Origin of the sequence: Nakamurella antarctica (genome assembly GCF_003860405.1) — a bacterium.
Lineage (GTDB): Bacteria > Actinomycetota > Actinomycetes > Mycobacteriales > Nakamurellaceae > Nakamurella > Nakamurella antarctica.
In genome coordinates this window covers 1,256,886-1,278,837 of sequence record NZ_CP034170.1, presented here as the reverse complement: position 1 = coordinate 1,278,837, position 21,952 = coordinate 1,256,886, and the positions used below count along the sequence as shown (strand labels likewise).

18 protein-coding genes and 2 pseudogenes are annotated in these 21,952 nt (G+C 64.3%); 12 read left to right on the top strand and 8 right to left on the bottom strand.

The features are described 5' to 3' along the window. Positions 1-1,019, bottom strand: a pseudogene (gene zapE, locus EH165_RS05630) (cell division protein ZapE). 103 nt (positions 1,020-1,122) lie between these two features. Here zapE and EH165_RS05625 point away from each other — a divergent pair. From EH165_RS05625 to EH165_RS05585, 9 genes are all read left to right on the top strand, one after another. Beyond that, positions 1,123-1,869 (top strand): pyrimidine reductase family protein, encoded by a 747-nt coding sequence (locus tag EH165_RS05625; RefSeq protein WP_164479130.1) that lies wholly within the window; start codon positions 1,123-1,125, stop codon positions 1,867-1,869. Between the two features lie 469 nt (positions 1,870-2,338). Next, positions 2,339-3,499, top strand: a complete 1,161-nt coding sequence (locus EH165_RS05620; RefSeq protein ID WP_124798390.1) for an alpha/beta fold hydrolase — start codon at positions 2,339-2,341, stop codon at positions 3,497-3,499. Continuing rightward, on the top strand, positions 3,487-3,828 hold the full coding sequence (locus EH165_RS05615; RefSeq protein WP_124798389.1) for a hypothetical protein: 342 nt from the start codon (positions 3,487-3,489) through the stop codon (positions 3,826-3,828). Before EH165_RS05620 ends, EH165_RS05615 begins: the two co-directional genes overlap by 13 nt. 99 nt (positions 3,829-3,927) lie before the next feature. Continuing rightward, positions 3,928-4,338, top strand: a complete 411-nt coding sequence (gene msrB / locus EH165_RS05610) for a peptide-methionine (R)-S-oxide reductase MsrB (protein ID WP_124798388.1) — start codon at positions 3,928-3,930, stop codon at positions 4,336-4,338. A 55-nt stretch (positions 4,339-4,393) separates the two neighbouring features. Then, positions 4,394-4,984, top strand: coding sequence for a DUF3000 domain-containing protein (locus tag EH165_RS05605; protein WP_124798387.1), 591 nt, complete (start codon positions 4,394-4,396; stop codon positions 4,982-4,984). Between the two features lie 216 nt (positions 4,985-5,200). Further along, positions 5,201-5,860, top strand: a complete 660-nt coding sequence (locus EH165_RS16465; RefSeq protein WP_277870532.1) for a response regulator transcription factor — start codon at positions 5,201-5,203, stop codon at positions 5,858-5,860. Positions 5,861-5,963: 103 nt separating this feature from the next. Beyond that, complete coding sequence (locus EH165_RS05595; RefSeq protein ID WP_206426195.1) at positions 5,964-7,220, top strand: HRDC domain-containing protein; 1,257 nt, start codon at positions 5,964-5,966, stop codon at positions 7,218-7,220. A 159-nt stretch (positions 7,221-7,379) separates the two neighbouring features. Next, positions 7,380-8,618 carry a thiolase family protein gene (locus EH165_RS05590; protein ID WP_124800328.1) on the top strand — a complete coding sequence of 413 codons (1,239 nt, stop codon included), beginning with the start codon at positions 7,380-7,382 and terminating at the stop codon, positions 8,616-8,618. 1 nt (position 8,619) lies between these two features. Continuing rightward, complete coding sequence (locus tag EH165_RS05585) at positions 8,620-10,734, top strand: 3-hydroxyacyl-CoA dehydrogenase NAD-binding domain-containing protein (protein ID WP_124798386.1); 2,115 nt, start codon at positions 8,620-8,622, stop codon at positions 10,732-10,734. A 94-nt stretch (positions 10,735-10,828) separates the two neighbouring features. On the opposite strand, the gene EH165_RS05580 is transcribed toward EH165_RS05585, so the two are convergent. The 3 genes from EH165_RS05580 to dxs are packed head-to-tail and all read right to left on the bottom strand — an operon-like array spanning position 10,829 to position 14,770. Continuing rightward, the gene (locus tag EH165_RS05580; RefSeq protein ID WP_124798385.1) at positions 10,829-12,118 is read right to left on the bottom strand and encodes a sensor histidine kinase; all 1,290 of its coding nucleotides are present in this window, start codon (positions 12,116-12,118) and stop codon (positions 10,829-10,831) included. 1 nt (position 12,119) lies between these two features. Beyond that, positions 12,120-12,794 carry a response regulator transcription factor gene (locus EH165_RS05575; protein ID WP_124798384.1) on the bottom strand — a complete coding sequence of 225 codons (675 nt, stop codon included), beginning with the start codon at positions 12,792-12,794 and terminating at the stop codon, positions 12,120-12,122. Further along, positions 12,794-14,770 carry a 1-deoxy-D-xylulose-5-phosphate synthase gene (dxs, locus tag EH165_RS05570; RefSeq protein WP_239020723.1) on the bottom strand — a complete coding sequence of 659 codons (1,977 nt, stop codon included), beginning with the start codon at positions 14,768-14,770 and terminating at the stop codon, positions 12,794-12,796. Before dxs ends, EH165_RS05575 begins: the two co-directional genes overlap by 1 nt. Positions 14,771-15,006: 236 nt before the next feature. Between dxs and EH165_RS05565 the strand changes: the two genes are divergently transcribed. Beyond that, positions 15,007-15,789, top strand: coding sequence for a glycerophosphodiester phosphodiesterase (locus EH165_RS05565; protein ID WP_164479129.1), 783 nt, complete (start codon positions 15,007-15,009; stop codon positions 15,787-15,789). A gap of 29 nt (positions 15,790-15,818) precedes the next feature. Here EH165_RS05565 and EH165_RS16100 read toward each other — a convergent pair. Together EH165_RS16100 and EH165_RS05555 are read right to left on the bottom strand one after the other, a co-directional pair. Beyond that, positions 15,819-17,146: pseudogene (locus EH165_RS16100) on the bottom strand (class I SAM-dependent RNA methyltransferase). 81 nt (positions 17,147-17,227) lie between these two features. Continuing rightward, positions 17,228-19,240, bottom strand: coding sequence for an APC family permease (locus tag EH165_RS05555; protein WP_124798381.1), 2,013 nt, complete (start codon positions 19,238-19,240; stop codon positions 17,228-17,230). Positions 19,241-19,418: 178 nt separating this feature from the next. Between EH165_RS05555 and EH165_RS05550 the strand changes: the two genes are divergently transcribed. Continuing rightward, complete coding sequence (locus EH165_RS05550; protein WP_124798380.1) at positions 19,419-20,084, top strand: potassium channel family protein; 666 nt, start codon at positions 19,419-19,421, stop codon at positions 20,082-20,084. Continuing rightward, a complete protein-coding gene (locus EH165_RS05545; protein WP_124798379.1) occupies positions 20,084-20,737 on the top strand; it encodes a potassium channel family protein in 654 nt (217 codons plus the stop codon). Before EH165_RS05550 ends, EH165_RS05545 begins: the two co-directional genes overlap by 1 nt. A gap of 18 nt (positions 20,738-20,755) precedes the next feature. Here the strand turns inward: EH165_RS05545 and EH165_RS05540 are convergent, their stop codons facing one another. Further along, positions 20,756-21,544, bottom strand: coding sequence for a DUF3159 domain-containing protein (locus EH165_RS05540; protein ID WP_239020721.1), 789 nt, complete (start codon positions 21,542-21,544; stop codon positions 20,756-20,758). Next, entirely contained in the window at positions 21,541-21,909 is a 369-nt protein-coding gene (locus EH165_RS05535; protein WP_124798378.1) for an OB-fold nucleic acid binding domain-containing protein, read from the bottom strand. The genes EH165_RS05540 and EH165_RS05535 overlap by 4 nt, the downstream gene beginning before the upstream one ends. Positions 21,910-21,952 lie beyond the last annotated feature (43 nt).

The window sequence follows — 21,952 nt, the reverse complement described above, 5'->3', positions numbered from 1 at the left end:
CTACTGCTGGCCCTCCCGGGCGAGCGCCAAAATGCGAGAGGTGGCCCGGAGATATTTCTTCCGGTAGCCACCTTTCAGCATTTCCGGGGTGAACAACTCGCCCAGCGATCCGCCTGATGCCAAGACCGGGATCGAGCGGTCGTACAGCCGGTCGATAAAGGTCACCAGCCGCAGCGCCACCCCTGGTCGGGCGCAGGGTGCACCTTCGATAGGTGCACCGAGGAGACGCCGTCCAGCAGCTTCCCGTACTTGGACGGATGCAAGGTGGACAATTTTTTGCACACCGCGTCAAACGGGTCGACCGTGCTTCCGGAAAGTGCTTCGCCGGCTGCCACTTGGAGGTCCGCCTCGCTGAGCGGAGGCGGCGCTTCTTCCATCCCCGAATGACGAAAATCGGGCCCATCGACCCGGACGGTGGCAAACCGGGCGGACATCGCGGAAATCTCCCGGCGGAAATCCTCCGCGGCGAACCGGCCCTCGCCGAGCTTGTCGGGCAACGTGTTGGAGGTCGCCGCGATCCAGACGCCCGCGTCTGCCAACTCCCCCATCAGCCGCGTCATCAACATCGTGTCGCCCGGGTCGTCAAGCTCGAACTCGTCCACCGCGATGAGCTTGTGGCCGGAGAGCCGCTGGATCGTCGGGATGAAACCAAGCGCACCCACCAGCTGGGTGTATTCGCCAAACGTTCCGTAGGCCTTCGGCGCCGGGCCGGGAACGGCATGCCACAGCGAGGCCAACAGGTGGGTTTTGCCCACACCGAAGCCACCGTCGAGATAGACACCGGTGGGGCCCTCGGGGGTGGCGCTGCGGCGGAACAAACTTGCCTTCTTCGGCGGCGCGGCGATCCGGTCGGCGAAATCTTTTAACGCGGTAACCGCGGCGCTCTGGCTCGATTCGGCGGGATCAGGGATATAGGTCTCAAACCGCACTTGCGAAAACCGGGGCGGCGGAACGAGCGACGCGACGAGTTCGTCGGCGCTGATCACGGGTTCAATATCAACTAGATGGGCGAGAGGCACGATCGCTGAGCCTAAGGGTCTGAGCGCGCGCCGGTGATACCCAAAGCCTCCCGTGTGAGGCAGATCGCGCCCGCTGTCGGCGGGGCGTGGTCTGATGGAAGGCGTGGACACCCTCTTCCCAGCGCCAGCCGCGAACCTCACCGATGACGACCTCGCCGCCATTTACCAATTTCCCCCCGAGTCACCCGGCACGTACGTGCGCGCCAATATGGTCATCTCCCTCGAAGGCGGCGCCGCGATCGACGGTGTCTCAGCGGGCCTGGGAAGCGATTCCGATCGGCGAGTATTCAACATCCAGCGCGACCTCGCCGACGTGATCCTGGTCGGCGCCGGCACCGTCCGGAAGGAGGGGTACGGGCCGTCGCCGCTCCCCAACGATCGCGCCCAACGGCGCCAACGGTGGACCGGGAGAGCGCAGGCGCCCTACGCGGTCGTCACCAAATCTGGGCTCGACCCGGAGCTCTCCTTTTTCAACGCCTCTGAGGTGCAGCCACTGGTGATCACTACCACTGCGGGCGCCGAGGCCATGTCCGGATTACGCGCGGGCGCGGCCAGCATCATCATCGCGGGCGATGAAGATGTCGACCTGCAGGTTGCACTGAAAGCATTGCGGGACAAAGGCTTTAGCCGCGTGCACTGCGAGGGCGGTCCCTCTCTCCTTGGCCTCATGGTGGCTGCCGGCATGGTGGATGAACTATGCCTGACCACGGCGCCGCTGCTGATTGGCAATGCCAGCAGCACCACACTGCTCGGCGACACAGAGCTACCGGCCCCGGCAAAATGGACACTGGCCAGCCTGCTCATGGGTTCTGGTCAGCTGTTCTCCCGCTACGTTCGATCTAGCAGCTGAGTTGCTGCACCAGCCCTGCCAGCCGTATTAACCTTTTGGAGCTCCGAGTGTCCCGGCGTCTGCTCATCACCCTGACCATCGTCGGGTTGCTGCTTGCTGGCTGCACCCTCGGTCCGTCTCAGCGCGGTGATCTCGCCGTGTACGGGGGGTCCGTCGCCCCTCCTGCTTCCACCGCATCTGAGCCCACACCCGCCCCCACTGGCCCCGGCGGCCCCGGCCAGGACGCCTCCTTCGACGGCGATTGGCGGGCCTGCGCAAAACCCCCCGCACCCGCTGCGGGGACGACAGGTTTCACCGTCGCGTGCAACACGATCGGCGTGCCCGTCGACTACAACGCCGCGGCTACCAGCGACACCATTGAGTTAGCAGTAAGTCGCGCCCAAGCCCCGGGCTACCTGCCGATGCGCCAACACTTCTGGTCATCCTCGCCGCCGGCCCCGCGGGTTCGCCCGCTGCAGGCGCCTCCCAGTTGCTCATCGCCGCCAGCGCGCTACCCCCCAGCATCACCTCGCGGTATGCGCTTGTCGGAATGGACCTGCGAGGATCCGGCAACTCCGTCGAGGTCAATTGCTTCGACGCCCGCGCCGAAGTTGACGTATTGCGGACTCTCACCTCGCTTCCCCGCGACCCGACAACAGCACCCGGAGCGACCACCTTGGAAGCGGCGAGTCGAAACTTCACCTTCGCCTGCCAGGACTACATCGGCCCCCAGATTGTGCATTTCAACACCGTCCGCGTCGCCGACGACCTCGATTCGCTGCGTTCGGCCCTGAAAGCGCCCACCCTGAACCTCTTCGGCGCCGGCTACGGAGCCACCGTCGGCGCTGTCTATGTCGACCGCTACCCTGGCCGAGCGGGCAAGGTCGTACTGGACGCCCCCGAGGATCATCTGGCCACGAGCACCGCGCTGGCGCTCACTTCCGCGCAGGCCTTCGAGGCTTCGCTGGATGCATTTGCCGCCGATTGCGCCGCGAAACCCGATTGCTCACTGGGCAAAGATGCGCGGGCCGAAATTGTCGCGCTACTGGCTGATCTGGGCGATCCCCGCGCCAAACTCGACAGTTCCGTCGTGTATGCGGGGACGGTTTTACTCACGCTCACGCTGGCGCTGCCTGACCGGGGCCGCTGGTCCGCTCTCGCATCCGCCCTCGCCGCGGCGGAAGTTCAGAACTACACGGTGGTAGCGGGCCTACTCTCTGAGCTGATCGGAAAGGGCGGCAAAGACCTTTCGCTGCAACTGATTATCGGCTGCAACGACACGGCAGAAAGGCTTACTGGCGCGGATTTCACCGCGGCGGTCGAGGCGTCCAAGACGACGGCGCCGCTATTTGGCCCCTTCACCCTGGAGCTCGCTGCGCTGTGTCAATCGTGGCCCGCCGCCGACCAAGCTCTCGCAGGTATGCGCGGCCGGGGTGCGGCCCCGGTGGTGGTGATCGGTGGCGCGGGCGATCCGGTAGCCCCGTACCCCGGGGTCAAGTCCCTGGCCAGTCAACTTTCGTCCGCGGTCCTGCTGAGCTGGCAAGGCGACGAACATGGCTCCTACACTCGGAGTAAGTGCATCGCTGCAGCCGTCGACAGTTACTTCGAGAGCGGCCAAATACCGAACGGGGGGACGCTATGTCCGGCATGAACAATGAGGGCCGCCGTCGTTTCCCCGACTGGATTCCAGAAGCCAACCGCGAACGCAATGCCGAAAACGACGCGAAATTTCGGTACGCCCCTTGGGACGCTGACGACCTCGACCGCAATGACCCCGACCCGGAAGTTCGCGCGTTCATCGCCCACATGGATCGCACGACGCGTATCCATAACGCGTTGACTTTCGAAGGCCAAATGACGCTACTGGAGACCGCTTCTGTGTCTCCGCACCACAGCCCAGTAAAGATCTGGGCCATCCGGGCGGTGGGGTTCTTCATCCTCGTGGGGTTCGCGCTGGCCTTTCTTGCACGCCTGTACTAACTCGCGCCTGTGGTGCGTGATGCCTGTGGTGGTGAGCGCGCGCGAGTGACGACCTGCCTTCGCCGCTCGGTAAAAGCAGCGCGAAGGTACCGTGAAGGTATGGGAATCAAAGTCAGAAAAACTGATGCCGAATGGAAAGCCGAACTGACCCCGGAGGAGTACGCGGTTCTTCGCAAATCCGGCACGGAACGGGCCTTTACCGGCGAGTACACCGACACCACCGCCCCAGGCACCTACTTCTGCCGGGCGTGTGGAGCTAGTCTTTTCACCTCGAACGAGAAGTTCTCCTCGCACTGCGGGTGGCCATCGTTCTACGCGCCCACCGAAGCCGATAACGTGATCCTGCTCGAAGATCGATCGTTTGGGTCCGTCCGTACCGAAGTTCGCTGCGCCACCTGCGACTCCCATCTGGGGCACGTCTTTGCGGGCGAGGGCTACGCCACCCCCACTGACCAGCGCTATTGCATCAACTCGGTCGCCCTGCGGATGGAGCCACCCGCCGCCGGCTAACGATGGGCGGCGTGGTGCGGGCGGGCTGTCGGTCCTCGGTCGTACCCTTGCCGGTATGGCCAGCCCCACTTCTCCCCTGGTAGGAGCACCCGACGAGTTTCTCGCCGCGGTGGCTGGCCTTGATGTGGCCCACGTGCGCCGCGAGATTGAACTGAGCACGTTGCCCGCTCCGGCTCGCCTAGCCCCGTGGACACACGCAGTATCTGCCCTCATTCACGACACGGACACCGATGAGGAAATCGGTTCCGGTCGTCTTGTACTGCTGCACAACCCCGAGGGTGTTGCGGCGTGGGAGGGCACGTTCCGATACGTGGCGTTCCTCAGCTGCGAAGTAGAGGGAGGAATTGCGCGCGATCCGTTGCTGCCCGACGTGGCGTGGAGTTGGTTGGCTGAAGTGCTCGATCAGCATGACGTCAATTTCACCGCCTTGGGGGGTACCGTCACGGCTACATCTTCAGTGCGATTCGGAGATATTGCCGGGTCGGACCGCACGGACGACGTGGAGATCCGGGCTTCGTGGACAGCTGTTGGCAACGATTCCGCCTCTCACATGCGAGCCTTCATCGGGTTGCTTGCGATAGCGGCGGGCCTCCCCCCGGAGGGCGTGGTGACTTTGAGCGCGGCGAAGCAGTCTGGTGATCAGTAGCGCCCGTGGGGCTATTCGGGTCATACAAACTTCATCCGGATGATGTTCAGCACTTTGGGCTACTCCGGGTTATGCTCATAACAGACATTTTTACCGTTGACCGCCGCGTCTTAATGCGCCACACGGGTAAAGACCCGGTAGCATTAGGGTCGAACGAGTCGATAACTGTTTCAATTCTTGATTGTTTTGCGGTGAAAGGAAGGTACGGGAGTCATCATGTCTACCCTCAACATCATGGGCGGCTTGGATCTGCGCCAAGACGTACGTCCCGCCACGACCGGCCTGCCCGGACCTCGACCAGCACTGGACGACTCCCTTTCCTCCGGACTGCTGCCGTCGACGGTCCTGCTTGTTGACCCCGATTCCACTACTCGCGAAGCGATGCGTAAAACGCTGCTGGTGACTGGAATCGGCCGCGTCCGCGAGGCTTCCTGCCTTGAGGACATCCGCGCCCTGGTTTCCGGCGAAGCTCCGGACGACCTTGCGCTGGTCAGTCTCACACTCGGTTCCAGCGTGCGAAGCATCATCACCACGCTGCGACAGTCGGGGTGGAACCGCGTCATCGCCCTCTCGCCCACGTCCGACATCGGTCCCGTCATCGACGCGGTCGGCGCAGGAGTGCACGGCGTACTCATCGGCCGCCGGGCCAATCCCGCAGCCGCCAACGTGCCGGCCGCCATCCACGATCTTTCGGCCCGCGAACTGGAAGTGGTTCAGCTGGTGGCCGAGGGGCGCTCAAACAAGTGGATCGGTGAGCAGCTTTCGCTCTCGGCCCTCACGGTAAAGAGCCACCTCGCTCGCATTGGTCGCAAACTCGAAACAGGCGACCGGGCCCATATCGTCGCTTTGGCATTGCGAGCCGGTGTCATCTCCTGAACTGGAAACAACACCTGCGCCAGTCACCTCTGGCGATCGAGCGGTTCCACACACCGACGTTGAAATAGCGCTATCAATCAACGGGGGTCAGGCACCGCTCACTATCGACCGCGCACTCTCCGACACTGCAGACTCCGACGGCGCGGGGCCCACCGTAGAGATTGCGCCCACAGCCATTCCTCTTTTGGCCCCGCGCAACGGCCCAGTAACCCCCGTCACAGACCCCATCGCGCTGAGTAGGCTGGCGCAGGCGATGGGCGGCAGTACGAGCCCCATCGCCTTGGACGCCGAGCGCGCATCCGGTTTTCGCTACTCCTCCCGCGCTTACGTTGTACAACTCAAACGCGCCGACATCGGCAACGTCCTGCTGGACCCGATAGCTCTGGGCGATCTCACGTGCCTTCAAGCCCCGCTCGCCGCAGCGGAATGGGTTCTGCACGCTGCCAGCCAGGATCTCCCGTGCCTGGCCGAAGCGGGTTTGCGCCCGACCACACTTTTCGATACCGAGCTGGCAGGCCGCCTCGCTGGCCTCCCGCGCGTGGGGCTCGGACCGTTAGTAGAGCAGATGCTCGGACTGCATCTGGAAAAAGGCCACGGCGCAGCAGACTGGTCGATCCGGCCGCTCCCAGCGAACTGGCTCAATTACGCCGCCCTCGATGTCGAGGTGCTGATCGAATTGCGCGACGCCATGGAGGCAGAGCTCACCAGGCAGGACAAGCTCGAGTGGGCGCACCAGGAGTTCGCCGCCATCGTCGCGGCTCCGCAGGCTGCGCCGCGAATCGATCCTTGGCGTCGCACCTCCGGTATCCACAAAATCCGGGATCGTCGGTCGCTGGAAATAGTGCGTCAGCTGTGGCTTGGCCGAGACGACACAGCCCGTAGGCGCGACATCGCTCCGCACCGGATCCTGCCAGACACAGCGATAGCCGCCGCCGCTGCCGCCAAGCCGGCTTCCGTGGCCGCACTCATAGCCCTCCCGGTCTTCGCCGGCCGTGTCCAACGGCGTCAGGCCGACAGGTGGATGCAGGCCATCGACCTCGCCTTTCGCACCCCCGAGGTTGACCTGCCGCCGGTCCAGCTGGTCTTAGACGGCCCCCCGCCAGCAAACCGTTGGAAGGACAAGCACCCGGAAGCAGCGGCCCGACTCGCAGTTGCCCGGGAAGCACTGGCCGCTCTCAGCGAAGAAGTCAGCACCCCCGTGGAGAACCTGCTGTCCCCGGAGTTGGTGCGGCGGGTGTGCTGGGCAGGGATCAACTCAGCGCCGGAGATCGAACAGATATTGACTGACGCCTACGCCAGGCCGTGGCAGATCCAGCTGACCGCCTCGCTGCTGGCGAAGGCAAACGCGGCCACCGCGTAGCAGGGCATTCCCAAGAAGGTGCCCTAAGTTACTCACCAGTAGCTCCGCGGGGTAGGCTCAGCGCAGCATCCGAGGCCAGCGCTGCCCGGTCGTTTCTTTCATGACCCACGCTGACTCTCGTCCATCCCGATCACGAGGAAGCGAGCACCCGTGTCATCTATCCCCCGCACCCTGCACGATGTGGTTTTTGTCGAAGGAGTCCGAACACCGTTCGGCAAGGCTGGCGACAAGGGTCAGTACGCCCAGACCCGCGCCGACGACATGATGGTGAAGGTGATCCGCGAATTAGTTCGTCGTCATCCCGAGCTTCCCCCGGAGCGCATCGACGAGGTGGCCATTGCCGCGGCCACCCAGACCGGCGACCAAGGGCTGACAATCGGCCGCACCACCGCCATCCTGGCAGGGCTTCCCAAGTCGGTTCCCGGCTTCGCCATCGATCGGATGTGCGCTGGCGCGATGACGGCCGTCACCACCGTTGCCTCCGGCATCGCTGCGGGCGCCTACGACGTCGTCATCGCCGGCGGCGTCGAGCATATGGGCCACCACCCCATGGGTGAGGGCGCCGACCCCAATCCGCGCTTTGTCGCAGATCGCTTGGTGGACGCGGACGCCCTGAATATGGGCAATACCGCCGAGACCCTGCACGATCGCTGGCCCGAGCTGACGAAGGGGCGGGCAGACGCGTACGCCGCAGCCTCCCAAGCCAAGTACGCCAAGGCCTATGCAGACGGAAACATCTCTCCTGATCTGGTGCCTGTCGCCACCGCCTCCACGCTGAACGGCTGGGGCCTAGCCACCACCGACGAGTTGGCCCGCCCTGAAACCACCGTGGAATCGCTGGCGAACCTACGGACTCCGTTCCGCCCGCACGGGCGCGTTACGGCAGGCAACGCCTCCCCGCTGACCGACGGCGCTACCGGCTGCATCCTTGCCTCCGCGGAGGCTGCCGCCGAGCTCGGACTGCCCATTCGGATGCGGATGGTGTCGTTCGCGTTCGCCGGAGTCGACCCCGAAGTGATGGGTACCGGACCCATCCCCGCGACCGAGAAGGCCTTGGCCAAAGCGGGTCTCACGCTCGATGAGGTCGGGATTATCGAGATCAACGAAGCCTTCGCAGTCCAGGTGTTGGCCTTTACCTCCCACTTCAATCTCGCCGATGACGACCCTCGGATCAACCCCTACGGCGGCGCTATCGCCATGGGCCACCCGTTGGCCTCGTCCGGCGTCCGGTTGATGATCCAGTTGGCCCGACAGTTCGAGGCAAGCCCCGGCGTCCGCTTCGGTATTACGACCATGTGCGTAGGCCTGGGGATGGGCGGAACCGTCATTTGGGAGAACCCGCACTTCGCCGGAGCCGCTGACGCCGCGAGCACGATCACCACAGAACCGAGGAACTGACATGACACAGGCACCGCTCACCGACCTGACATCGCTCTACCCGCAAGAGGTCGTCACCCGGTCGACGACCCGATTCCTGACCGTGCCCGGCATTTCCGGCAAGGTCGCGCTCATCACGATGGACAACGGCAAGGACCACACGCGCCCCTCCACCTTTGGACCCGCGGGGCTGGCGTCCCTGTCGACGGCAATCGACGAGGCCATCGCCGGCTCCCCCGCCGCCATCGCGGTTACGGGAAAGCCGTTCATTTTCGCCGTCGGCGCCGACCTTTCGGGCATCGGCATCCTGGCAAGTTGGGAGACCGGGCGCGCGTTCGGTCACCTCGGACACGCGACCTTCCGCAAACTCCGCGAAACCAGCATCCCGACCTTCGCTTTCATCAACGGCGCTGCCCTTGGCGGCGGTGTCGAGGTCGGATTGCATTGCCACTACCGGACATTGGCCTCCAACGCCGCGATGATGGCACTGCCGGAGGTGTTCCTCGGGATCCTTCCCGGGTGGGGCGGCACACAGCTACTCCCCCAAATCGTTGGTCCTGAAAACGCTGTCACGGTGATCATCGAAAACTCCCTGAGCCAAAACCGATCGATGAAGCCGAAGGACGCGCTGGGCTTGGGGGTTGTCGATGTCGTCCTCGATGCCGCCGACTTCCTCGAGCAGTCGTTTATCTGGATGGCTGGCGTGCTCGCAGGCGATGTCACGGTGACGCGCCCGGAACCGGCCAGCGACACCGAATGGGAAGAGGCGCTGGAGCGCGGAAAGCTCTTGGCCGATATGCGCACCAAGGGTGCGTCGCCGGCCCCCTACAAAGCGCTGGAGATGATCAAGCTTTCGCGCACCGCGCCCCTGGACGAAGGCTTACGGGCCGAGGGGGACGCGCTGGCGGACCTGATCCACACCGACGAGTTCCGCGCGGGGATTTACTCTTTCAACCTGACCCAAAAGCGCGCCCGCAAACCCGCAGGGGCGCCCGATGCGTCACTGGCTCGCAAAATCACCAAGGTCGGCGTCATCGGAGCCGGGCTGATGGCGGCCCAACTGGCCCTGCTCTTCGCCCGGAACCTCCACGTACCAGTGGTTCTCACCGATGTAGATGGCGCTCGCCTTGACAAGGGTATCGCCGGAGTCCGCAAGGACATCGACGCTTTGGCGAAGAAACGCCGCATCTCCCCCGACGAGGCGAACCGGCTCAACGGCCTGATCTCCGGCTCCCTCGACTACGCCGCCTTTGCCGACGCCGACTTCGTCATTGAAGCGGTCTTCGAGGAAATTGACGTCAAAAAGAAGGTGTTCGCTGAGCTGGAGAAGTACGTGACGCCCGAGGCTATTCTCGCCACCAACACCTCCGCACTCTCGGTCTCGGCGATGGCCGCCGACCTCGAGCACCCCGAGCGGGTAGTTGGATTCCACTTCTTCAACCCCGTTGCCGTGCTGCCGCTGGTCGAGATCGTGAAGGCTGAGAAGTCCGATGACGCCGCGCTCGCAACAGCTTTCGCACTTGCCAAGGGCCTAAAGAAGGGCCCCATTCTGGTGACAGACACCGCCGGGTTCGTTGTTAACCGGCTGCTGCTGCGATTTATGGGTGAGATTTTGTCAACCATTGACGAGGGCACACCAGCAGATGTGGCCGACAGCGCGCTCGCCTGCCTGGGGTTACCGATGTCGCCGATCATGCTGCTGCAACTCGTCGGACCCGCCGTCGGCCTGCACGTCCAAGAGCGGCTCCACGAGGCATTCCCGGATCGATTCACCCTGAGCGCCAACCTGGCTCGCATCGTCGAGAGCGGGCACCGAGCACTGGTTACCTGGGATGACGATGGCAAGCAGACCCTCGCTCCAGAAATCGCCGCTCTGTGGCAACAAGGCGACAAACCCTCCACTGCAGAGCAAGTCAAGGACCGCGCACTCGCCGCACTTGCGGTGGAAGCCCAGTTGATCCTCGACGAAGGTGTAGTCGCCGAGGCAGCAGATATCGATCTCGCGATCCTGACGGGCGCCGGCTGGCCGTTCTGGCTAGGCGGAATTACCCCCTACCTGGATCGCACCGGCGTGTCCGAAAAGGTACTCGGCAAGCGCTTTGCCCCGGCCGGCGAGGCAACGCTGCCAGCGCAGTAACCCAGAAGCTCGGGAAGGCAAGCGCCGCACCGCGAGCGGCCCACACACAACGCGGCCCGGCAGGCATCGACACGATGCTCGCCGGGCTTCGTTTTTAGTGCGCAGCCAGCGGCAAGCTCACGCGGATCTCCAAGCCGCCGTTCGGCACCGGCACTCCGGTGACCACACCGCCGTGCGCCGCGACCACCGCCTTGACAATAGAGAGCCCCAACCCGCTTCCGGTGTGGGCTGTGCGCGCCCTCGCGCCCTGCCGAAATGGCTCAAAAAGCTCCGCCACCGCTGCGGCCCCGATCACCGGCCCGCTCGAGCGCACCGTGAGGTGGACATGCCCCTGTTCCACCCCGGTGCGGACGTCCACCCAGCCGCCTGACACGTTGTGGCGCACCGCGTTCTCCACCAAATTACCGACAAGCCTGGCAAGCAGGGACGGATCGCCCTGCACCAACGCCTTGTGGGGCAGCAGGTCCATCTTCAAGCCCTTCGCCCGCCACTCCGGCTCGATGTCGGCGACAGCGGGGGCGATCAGCGTCGCCAGGTTGACAGAGGTAATTTCCGATAGGCCGCTGGCCTGGGTCCTGGCCAGGACCAGCAGCGATTCGAGAAGTCTGTCGGCCCGTTTGGTCGCCTCCCGCACCACCTCGCCCATCTGGCGCAGCTCGCTCACCGAAGCATTCGGATCCGCCAAGGTCACGTCGACCTCTGTTCGCATCACGGCGAGCGGCGTGCGGATCTCGTGAGAGGCGTTAGCGACGAACCGCCGCTCGGCGGCAAACGCCCGCTGCAGCCTCGCCGTCATTTCGTCGAAGGTGTCTGCCAGCTCGGCGACCTCGTCATGCGGACCGGACAAATTGATACGGCGGTCCAAGGACGCCTCGGACAACCCCTTTGCAGCCCTGGTCAACGTCGAGAGCGGGCGAAGAGTGCGCCCGATCAGCACCCAGGCCACCCAGGCGCCGGTAATCAATTGCAGGGGGAATGCGACGCACCCAAAGACCAACACTGACCGCTGCGCCTGGTCCGCCACCATCGCCGCGACATCCCCCGCAGCCATCATCGCGCCGCCGACATTCACTTCCTGCCCCGCGATCTGCTCGGGGATCGTTGCTGCGATGCGGCCCACCAAGATGTAGGCCAGCAAGAGCAAGAACAGGCCAACCAAGGCGAGGATCGCCGTCGACAGGAGCGTCAGCCGCAGCCGCAGACTGCCGCGCCCAGAGCGCTGCTGCGGATGCTGCTCCGGTGCGGGAACGGGCTCCGGTGTGGGAGCGGGCTTTCGGGCGCGACGTAGTGCGGGGGCGGCCTTCCGCGGCCCGGTCTGCCGTTCGGCTACTTCCACCCACTCCCCAGGAAACCAGTGCGCATCAGCATCGGCGGGCGCGCCCATTTCACGTCGCCGCGGGGCTGCTGGCCACCCGGTAGCCGGCGCCGACAACCGTGTCGATCACTGCTGGCTCGCCCAGTTTGCGGCGCAACGTCATCATGGTCACGCGGACTGTGGTGGTGAACGGATCCGCATTCTCGTCCCACACCCGCTCCAGCAGCTCCTCGCTTGAGATCACCACACCATCGGCGGCGAGCAACACCTCGAGGATGCCGAACTCCTTGCGCGTGAGCTCCACAAAGTGACCATCCCGAGTGACAGTGCGCTTAGCCGGGTCAAGTTCTATATTTCCCGCCCGCAGAATAGGCGGCGCCGCCGGGGTGGCCCGTCGACCCAGTGCGCGGACCCGCGCCACCAGCTCGTCAAAGGCGAACGGCTTCGTGAGGTAGTCGTCGGCGCCCAGCGAAAGTCCCTCGACCTTGGAGGTGACATCTGCTGCGGCCGTCAACATCAACACCCGCGTCAGTGCCTGCGAGGCGACAAGATCGGCCAAGATGTCGTCGCCGTGCATGCCCGGCAGATCGCGATCCAGCACGAGGACGTCGTAGCGAGTCATGGTCGCTTTTTCGTGCCCGTCCACGCCGTCATACGACACGTCGACCGCCATGCCCACGGCCCGAAGGCCGCGGCCAATCGCGTCCGCGAGGCGCTGCTCGTCCTCGATCACCAAAACGCGCATCAGTTCTCCCTTGTCATCCCTGAGTCGCCGGAATCAGCAGCTTCGCCATATCCACCGGCGCCTTCAGAATCGGAGCCGCCGCTGTGCCTGGCTGTGTCTGCTGCCGTAGCAACGACCTGTTCGGTGATGGTGCGCGAGACCGCCTGAGCTGTCAAACCCAGCTCGCCCAGCAGATAACCGCGAGCCGCAGCTTCTTGGAACTCCTGACCGATGGCCATCACACTCACCGGCACGTTGCCACCAGCAAGCGCATCGGCCACCGCAGCTCCGACGCCGCCCTGACGGCCACCGTCCTCCAGTGTCACCACCAGACCGTGCTGACGGGCGAGCTCGTTGAGGCCCGCTGGTACGGGCAGCGCCCACCGCGGGTCCACCACCGTGACGCCGATGCCCTGGTCTGCCAAGCGCGAGGCAACCTCCACCGCCATCCCGGCAAAGGCGCCGACCGCCACGATCAGCACATCAGTGGTATGCCCCGCGCCGGGCTCGGCGAGCAGGTCCAGGCCGCTCACCTGACGAAGGGCCGGAATCGACTGCGGCACAGCCCCTTTCGGGTAGCGAATCACTGTCGGGCCATCGTCGATCAGCAGCGCCTCCGCGAGCAGGTCGGCCAGCGTCACCGCATCGCGCGGCGCCGCCAGTCGAAGCCCGGGAACCAGTGCCGCCAGCGACATGTCCCACATGCCATGGTGACTCGGGCCGTCCTCGCCGGTGATACCCGCGCGGTCCAGCACAATCGTCACACCCAGCTTGTGCAGCGCCACATCCATCAGCAATTGATCGAAGGCGCGGTTGAGGAACGTTGCGTACAGCGCGATTACCGGGTGTAGACCACCCATCGCCATTCCCGCAGCGGAGGTCAGGGCGTGTTGTTCGGCGATCCCGACGTCGTACAGACGGCCCGGAAAAGCGCGCCCGAAAGCGTCTAGCCCGGTCGGCCCTGACATCGCGGCCGTGATGGCCACCACCTTCGGGTTCTCGGCACCAGCCCGCACCATTTCGCGGCTGAACACGGACGTCCAAGTGGTGACCGCGGAAGCGATGGGGCGACCTGTCAATGGGTCGAATGCGGGCGGTGAGTGCATCTGCTCGGCGTCGTCGTTTTCTGCGGGCGAATAGCCCATACCCTTGTGTGTGAGGCAATGCACCAAAATGGGCCCACCGTAATTGCGAGCTTTCGTCAGCGCCAGTTCCAACGCGGCAACGTCATGCCCGTCGACCGGTCCGATGTACTTCAGGCCCAAATCCTCGAACATGCTCTGGGGCAGCGCCCAATCTTTGGCCGCGCGTTTAAACGCGTGCAGCATTGCATAGAGCGGGCGGCCGACCACCGGCGCCCGCGGGAGCGTCCGCTTGACTTGATCCAATGTTCGCTCATAGCCCGGGCGGGTTCGAAAGCTCGCGAGCTTTTCCGCCATGCCGCCAGCGGTGGGGGCGTATGAGCGACCGTTGTCGTTCAACACCACGACCAGCGGGCGATCTTTTGCTGCGGCGATATTGTTGAGCGCCTCCCATGCCATGCCGCCCGTCAAAGCGCCGTCGCCGATCACTGCAACCGGGGTTCGCGGTGATTCGCCGAGCACCTGGAAGGCCTTCGCGAGCCCATCTGCATATGCCAAAGATGTTGATGCGTGGGAGTTCTCGACCCAGTCGTGAACGGATTCGAGCCGCGCCGGATAGCCGGACAGTCCATCTTTGGTGCGTAAATCGTCAAACCGATCTGCGCGGCCGGTCACGATCTTGTGCACGTACGCCTGGTGGCCGGTATCGAAGATGATGGGGTCGTTCGGCGAATCGAACACCCGGTGCAGCGCGATCGTCAGCTCCACCACGCCCAGATTCGGCCCCAAGTGGCCGCCGCGGCGAGAAACCTTGTCCACCAGGAAGGTCCGGATCTGGGCGCTCAACTCGGATAGCTGATCAGCGTCGAGGCTTCGCAGATAGGCCGGCGAGATCCCGGACAGCGGCTCAGACACGAATTCCTCCTGCAACACCGCGGACGTAGTGATCAAGCCAGCCATGACCGGTAGTCACGACAGTCAGGCAAGTATTCCAGGCGCGGAAACCCCGGTCTCTCACCTTCGACGGTACCTTCTGCGGCCACCGCAAGGCCACAGAATGACACAACGGGTGCCGCCTGTCGCACCAGCTGCGAGCCACCTCGGTGCCTCGGCCTCGGGCGGTGAAACGGGGGCAGGTTATCTTCTTCCTCGTGACCTCCCCCTCCCCCCTGTTGCGCTTCGGCGCACTCCCCCTCGTCATCGCGCACCGCGGGGCCAGCGCCCACGCCCCCGAAAACACCTCGCCCGCCTTTGCGGCTGCGTGGGCGGCAGGGGCGCAGTGGATAGAGACCGACGTCCAAGTCAGCATCGACGGCGTCCCGGTCCTCATCCATGACGACACCGCCGACCGCACAGCGGGAGCGCCGGGACCCATCGGATCCTTCACCGCCGCCGAGCTTGCCCAGTTGGACGCAGGCAGTTGGTTTCACGAAAGCTTCGCCGGTTGCCCGGTGCCGACCCTGGAGCACCTGCTGACGAAGATGCCCACTGGCGGGCAAGTGCTGCTGGAGATCAAGGGCCCGCACACCCCCGCCCAGCTCGCCGCCGAACTTGCGGTAATCGACAGCGCCGGTGCGGCTGACCGGGTCTTTCTCCAAAGCTTCGAAACCCAAGCGCTGCTCGACCTCCGGCCTCTCGTCGGCGACTCAGCGGTCGGGCTTCTGGTCGAGCACATCCACGAAGACCCGGTGGCCGCGTGCTTCCGATATGGCGCTATTTCCTACAACCCCGACTACCAGGCCCTGCTGGCAGCGCCGCAGATAGTTGCGCAGTTGCATGCTGAGGGAATTTCGGTGCTGGTCTATACCTGCGACGAACCTGACGGGTGGGAGGCACTGACCGCGATCGGGGTCGACGGGATCATCACCAATGACCCTGCTGCGCTGATCGCATGGCAAAAAGGCGCCGTCACCACCTACGCCGTCGCCACCTGACCGGGCTGCGCGCCACCAGGGAGGGTTACTCAGGCCCTAACAAACTTCGCGACGCACTCCACGTGCGCCGTCTGCGGGAAGGCGTCGAACGCACGCACCTCCTCGAGGAGGTAGCCCAGTTCGTCCAGCGTTCGGGTGTCGCGGCCCAGCGCCGCGGGGTCGCAGGCGACATAGACAATGACGGCGGGGTCGCGGTCGGCAATAGCGGCGCAGATGATCCGGCCCGCGCCGGAGCGCGGGGGTCCAGCACGATCACGTCGGCCTTGCGGTCCAGCCTGGTGATGACATCCTCGACCTTGCCGCACACCACCTGCACCTGCGGCACATCGCGCAGGTTCGCTGCCGCAAGTTCGCTGGCGCGCTCGTCGAATTCGACGCTCACCACCTGCCCAGACGGACCGACCGCATCCGCGAGGAAGGCTGCAAACAGCCCCACACCGCCGTACAGATCCCAGGCAATCCCGCCCTGGACGTCCGGAACGAAGCCCATCACCGCGTCGACCAGGGTGCTTGCCGCAGCTGGGTGCACCTGCCAAAAGCCATCTACCGCAACGTCAAATGCGCGGCCGTGCACGGTTTCTGTCACCGTGTCGGGATACGCGGGGTGTGACGATGGCGACGCCAACCCCATTCCCGCGGCGGCTGCCAGCACGCTGCCATCCCCGGCGGCGGTCAACACAATCTCGGCTTCGGCGTCGCGTCGGCCGCCGCCGGTGACCGGCCGGTCAGAGAGTTTTTGCCCATGGCTGCGGCCTCGGCCGCCACGATGGCCCTTGCCGGGCACCGTGCCCGGGGACACCTGCTGCTGGGCCCTTCGGGCGAGTTCGGACACCGCCGGGCTCAGAGCCAGCTCCGTCAAACCCGGGGCAGCGATCAGGCACGGCGCCGCCGGCGACAGGGCAACCACGTCGTGGGATCGGGCGACGCGCGGGCCTACATTCCCGTCCCGGTCGGTCGCCCACCGCACCCGCGTGCGCCAGTCGAACTCTCCACCCGGCAACTCTTCGACCGTCACCGCCATCTCGACGCCGCCCAGACGCTCCAGTTGCTCACAAATCACCGAAGCCTTCAGCTCCCGCTGCAGCTCTGGCTCAGCGTGCTGAAAATCGCAGCCGCCGCACACCGCAGGCCGAAAGTGCGCACACGGGGCCTCACGGCGCCCTGGGGACGCCTGAAGCACCTCCACCGCATCCCCGCGGCAAAAGGAATCTCGCTTCGTCTCGGTAATCCGCACCAGTACTTGCTCACCGGGCAGGGCATGCCGGACGAAGACCACCCGGCCGTCATACCTGGCAACGCAGTGGCCACCGTGCGCCACCAGGCCCACCGTGACCTCGACGACGTCGTCGACCTGCAAACCCTCGAATGCGCCGCGGGCGGGTAAAGCTCGGTTAACTGCCACGCTGATGTGATTCCCCTCAAAACAGAAATAAGTGAGTTAGTCGTCTTCGTTTTCTTCGAAGCGGGTAGCCGCGCTGCGCCGACCTGCGGCGCTTACTTCCCTGTCCGAACGTTCCTTCATCCGAGCCTTGGCCGCTTCAGAACTGGCCGTCTGCCACGGCACGGATGTCACCATCACGCCGGGGGTGAACAGCAACCGGCCCTTGAGGCGCAGCGCGGATTGGTTATGCAAAATTTGCTCCCACCAATGTCCCACCACGTACTCCGGAACGAAGACGGCAACCACATCGCGTGGCGAATCTTTTCGGACACGGCGAACGTAATCCAGGATTGGCTTCGTGATCTCCCGGAACGGCGAATCAATCACCTTCAAGGGAACCGGGAGGCCCCGGTCCTCCCACTCCCGCGCCAGATTTGCGGTCTCGACCGGATCGACATTGACGGTGACGGCTTCCAGAGTGTCCGGCCTGGTAGCTCGGGCGTAGCCCAGCGCCCGCATGGTCGGTAGGTGCAGCTTGGATACCAACACAATCGCATGGATGCGGCTCGGCAGGATCAGGTCGTCCTCGTCGGCAGCAACCTCGCTTGCCACCCGGTCGTAGTGCTTGCGAATACCGACCATTCCCGAGTAGATCACCGCCATCGCCAGCAGCGTGATCCACGCACCGGAGAGGAACTTGGTGATCAACACGATGACGAGCACCGTGCCGGTCATGACGAAACCGGTGAAGCTGATGATCTGGCTCCGCCGCAGGATCCGACGCCTCGCAGGGTCCTTCTCCGTCGCCAACAAGCGCTTCCAGTGCCGGATCATCCCCGCTTGGGACGTGGTGAAGGAAACAAACACTCCGACGATGTAGAGCTGGATCAGCGAGGTGACATCAGCCTTGAACGCGATTATCAACACGACGGCGACCAGGGCCAATCCGACGATGCCGTTCGAGAAAGCCAACCGATCGCCGCGGGTGTGCAGCTGGCGGGGCAGGAAGCGGTCCTGGGCCAAAATTGAGCCCAGCACGGGAAAGCCAGAAAAGGCGGTGTTGCAAGCAAGCACGAGGATCAAGCCGGTGGTGAACGAGACGATGTAGAAGCCGATCGGGAAGCCCGAGAACACTGCCTGCGCGATCTGTGCGATCAGCGTCTTCTCGTGAAAATCCTCCGGCATTCCCACCAGGGTCAATCCAGGCTCGGCGATGTGCACCTGGGTGATGCGCGCGAGGGCCACAATGCCCAACAGCATGGTTACCGACATCACCCCCATCATTGCCAGCGTCGTTGCGGCGTTCTTCGACTTCGGCTTCTTAAAGGCGGGGACTCCGTTGGAGATTGCCTCTACCCCCGTCAACGCCGCCGACCCCGACGAGAAAGCCCGCAGGAGAAGGAACACGAGCGCCACCCCCGACAGGCTGTGGGTGGCTACGATCTCGAAACCCGCGCTCTCAGCGCGCATCTCGGAATTGCTGGCGTAGCGAATAAGACCGGTGATCAGCATGGCGAAGACGGAGAGGATAAATGCGTACACCGGAATGGCGAACGCCGCGCCAGCCTCCTTGAGGCCCCGCAGGTTCGCCGCTGTTACCAACACAATGATGCCCACGCTGAAAGCCACCGGATTGTCGCCGACCACTCTGATGGCTGACCCGATATTGGCAACGCCCGCCGCCGTCGACACGGCCACGGTGAGGATGTAGTCGACCATGAGCGCGCTCCCGACCAGCAGGCCGAACCGCTGGCCCAAGTTTTTGGTCGCAACCTCGTAGTCACCCCCGCCGCTGGGGTAGGCATGCACGTTCTGTCGGTAGGAAAGCACCACGACGATCATCACAAACGCCACCAGCGCGGCGATCCAGGGCGCATAGGAGTAGGCGGCCAACCCCGCGACCGACAGCACCGTGAAGATCTCCTGCGGCGCGTACGCCACGCTCGACAACGCGTCGGAGGCGAAGACCGGAAGCGCTATCCGTTTGGGTAGCAATGTGTGCGAGAGCTTGTCGCTTCGAAATGCGCGACCTACGAGGATGCGCTTGAACGCCCTGGTTGCCTTAGACACAGGGCAGGAGCATAGTTCCCTCGCGCGGCATTGCGTGCATTCTCGGTATTACGAACTGACCACAATGAAGGTATGGCAGTGAACCCATCAGCTGACGGCGAGAGAAGTTGGTTGTAGGGTCGCTAAGCGCCGACCTGCGAAAGCCACCTGGTTTTTGCCGCAAAAGGAGTGCTGAAGAGTGCATATCGTCATCATGGGGTGTGGCCGTGTCGGTTCCTCCCTCGCCCGACTACTTGACCAGCGGGGACACTCTGTCGCCGTGATCGACCGCGAGGTCTCGTCGTTCCGCCGGTTGGGACCCGACTTCAAGGGCCAGCAGGTGGTCGGCGTCGGTTTCGACCGAAACACGATGATCGAAGCGCGCGTCCCAGAGGCGCACGCGTTTGCCGCGGTGTCCTCCGGCGACAACTCGAATATCATCGCCGCACGCGTGGCCCGCGAACAATTCGGCGTCACCACCGTGGTTGCGAGAATTTACGATCCCAAACGTGCCCAGGTGTACGAACGCCTCGGCATTCCGACGGTCGCCACCGTCCCATGGACCACCGACCGGCTGCTGCGCGCCATCATCCCCGACGGCCTGATCAGTGAGTGGCGCGATCCTTCTGGCACCGTCACCGTGGTGCAGGTGCCCTACCACCCGCACTGGCTCGGAAAGCCGTTGACAGAGCTGGAAGCGGACCTGGAAATGCGCACCGCGTTTATCGTCCGGTTCGGCGCGGGAATCCTGCCGACCTCGGAAACAGTGGTGCAGCAGGGCGATCTCGTCTACGCCATCGTGCTGGCCGATGACGTCACCCGCTTCGCCGCGTCAGCCCTCGAAGTACCGGAAGAGAGCCTGTAATGCGCATCGCTATTGCCGGAGCCGGCTCCGTCGGACGTTCCATTGCCGGTGAGCTGATCGAGAACGGTCACCAGGTCATGCTCATCGACCGCGACCCCATCGCTATTCGCACCCACCTGATCGAGAACGCGGAGTGGGTGCTTGCCGACGCCTGCGAGGTCTCGTCACTGGAGGAAGCGGGTGTGCACACCTGCGACGTGATGATCGCCTGCACCGGCGACGATAAGGTCAACCTCGTCGTGGCGCTGCTGGCCAAGACTGAATTTGCCGTCGACCGCGTGGTCGGGCGAGTCAACGACCCCCGCAACGAATGGTTGTTCACCGACGCTTGGGGCGTAGACGTCTCGGTCTCCACACCGCGCATCATGGCGGCCCTCGTCGAGGAGGCCGTCAGCGTGGGCGATCTCGTGCGGCTATTCACACTGCGCCAGGGTCAGGCCAACTTGGTCGAAGTCACCCTGCCGAAAACCACGCCGCTGGCCGGCGTACCAGTGCGAGACCTGCGGTTGCCGCGCGACTGTGCGTTGGTCACTATTTTGCGCGGTGGCAGCGTCATTGTGCCCGCGCCGGACATCCCGTTGGAGCCGGGCGACGAGTTACTGTTTGTCGCTTCCACCGAGGTGGAAGACCTGCTGCGAGAGGCCCTGCGCTAACGGCTGGGCCGCTCATAGCTAGGGGGCCGGTTCGGAAGCTGTGGATTTCTTCTTGCCGAGTATGACGGCGAGCGTCGGAAACTTCCAACCGGTCCCCCGCGCCACTATCCACACGGTGGCTGCTATTCCCAAGAGATAGAGGGGGTAGCCCATCAACAGGCGGGCAGCGGCCAGCCAGCCAATTTCGTCGCGGTTGAGCAGGAAATTCTGCACCGAGTACCGCAGCGCAAAGATTGCCAGCCACACCAGCGTCGCGTAATCGTATCGGCGGACTAACTTTTTATTCGATCGCCATCCTTGGCCACGGCCGTTGATGCTTTCCCAAATCACCCCGATCAGCGGCCATCGCACGAGTAACGACACCAACAGTGCGCCGCCGTAGATCAGGTACGACCAAATTCCCAATTTGAAGAATCCCCCGGCGGAGCCGGATCGGTGCGCAATAAAAGCGGCTATCGCCACGCCAAACAATCCGGTGATCGCATGGATAACGGGACGCTTGCGGACTAGCCGGAACAGGGCAATCACGATGCCTGCGCCCACTGCCGAGAAAATCGCGGCGTTCAGACCAGCGAGCGCGTTGACTGCCACGAACACCACGACTGGCAATCCCGAGTCGACCATGCCCATGGGACCGCCCATTTGCTCCCACAATGGAGGCAGCTTGGCAGCGGGTTCGGCAGCCACTATTTCGGCATCCACTATTTCGGCAGCCACTATTTCGGCATCGGCTAGTCCGGCAGCGACTAGAGCGGCATCTGGGTCCTGCCGGGCCGACTCTTCCCCACTGCCTCGTGGTGTCGTCATAAGCGGACCGGCCTGAGCTCGTAATTCGGGTTGTAAATGCATTTACGTCCATTACGCACGGAGATGCGCCCGGTGACCTGGATGGTCCTGCCCGGCTCTATTCCGGGAATGGATCGTCGGCCGAGCCAGACCAGTTCAACCGCGTCGGTGCCGTCGTACAGCTCCGCTACGAGGGTGGCGAGCGCATCAGCTGGCCGCAGATCCACAGAACGCAACCTTCCTTGCACCGTTACCCGCTGGCCCTGCGTGCACACCGAGGCGTGCTGCGCGCCGCTAGCCTCCGAGGATGTGGTGAGGGCTGCTGCCTCCAACTGATCGTCATCGCTGCCAAGTTTCTTGAGCCACCGAGACAGGGAACCAGCCATGCGCTTCTCACCTCACGTAGGAACGTAGAACTCACTCAAAAAA

Coding starts and splice junctions, on each gene's coding strand:
- EH165_RS05615 (WP_124798389.1), top strand. CDS start 3,487: ATGTCCGGCATGAACAATGAGGGCCGCCGTCGTTTCCCCGACTGGATT.
- msrB (WP_124798388.1), top strand. CDS start 3,928: ATGGGAATCAAAGTCAGAAAAACTGATGCCGAATGGAAAGCCGAACTG.
- EH165_RS05605 (WP_124798387.1), top strand. CDS start 4,394: ATGGCCAGCCCCACTTCTCCCCTGGTAGGAGCACCCGACGAGTTTCTC.
- EH165_RS16465 (WP_277870532.1), top strand. CDS start 5,201: ATGTCTACCCTCAACATCATGGGCGGCTTGGATCTGCGCCAAGACGTA.
- EH165_RS05585 (WP_124798386.1), top strand. CDS start 8,620: ATGACACAGGCACCGCTCACCGACCTGACATCGCTCTACCCGCAAGAG.
- EH165_RS05580 (WP_124798385.1), bottom strand. CDS start 12,118: ATGGGCGCGCCCGCCGATGCTGATGCGCACTGGTTTCCTGGGGAGTGG.
- EH165_RS05575 (WP_124798384.1), bottom strand. CDS start 12,794: ATGCGCGTTTTGGTGATCGAGGACGAGCAGCGCCTCGCGGACGCGATT.
- EH165_RS05545 (WP_124798379.1), top strand. CDS start 20,084: ATGCGCATCGCTATTGCCGGAGCCGGCTCCGTCGGACGTTCCATTGCC.
- EH165_RS05540 (WP_239020721.1), bottom strand. CDS start 21,544: ATGACGACACCACGAGGCAGTGGGGAAGAGTCGGCCCGGCAGGACCCA.
- EH165_RS05535 (WP_124798378.1), bottom strand. CDS start 21,909: ATGGCTGGTTCCCTGTCTCGGTGGCTCAAGAAACTTGGCAGCGATGAC.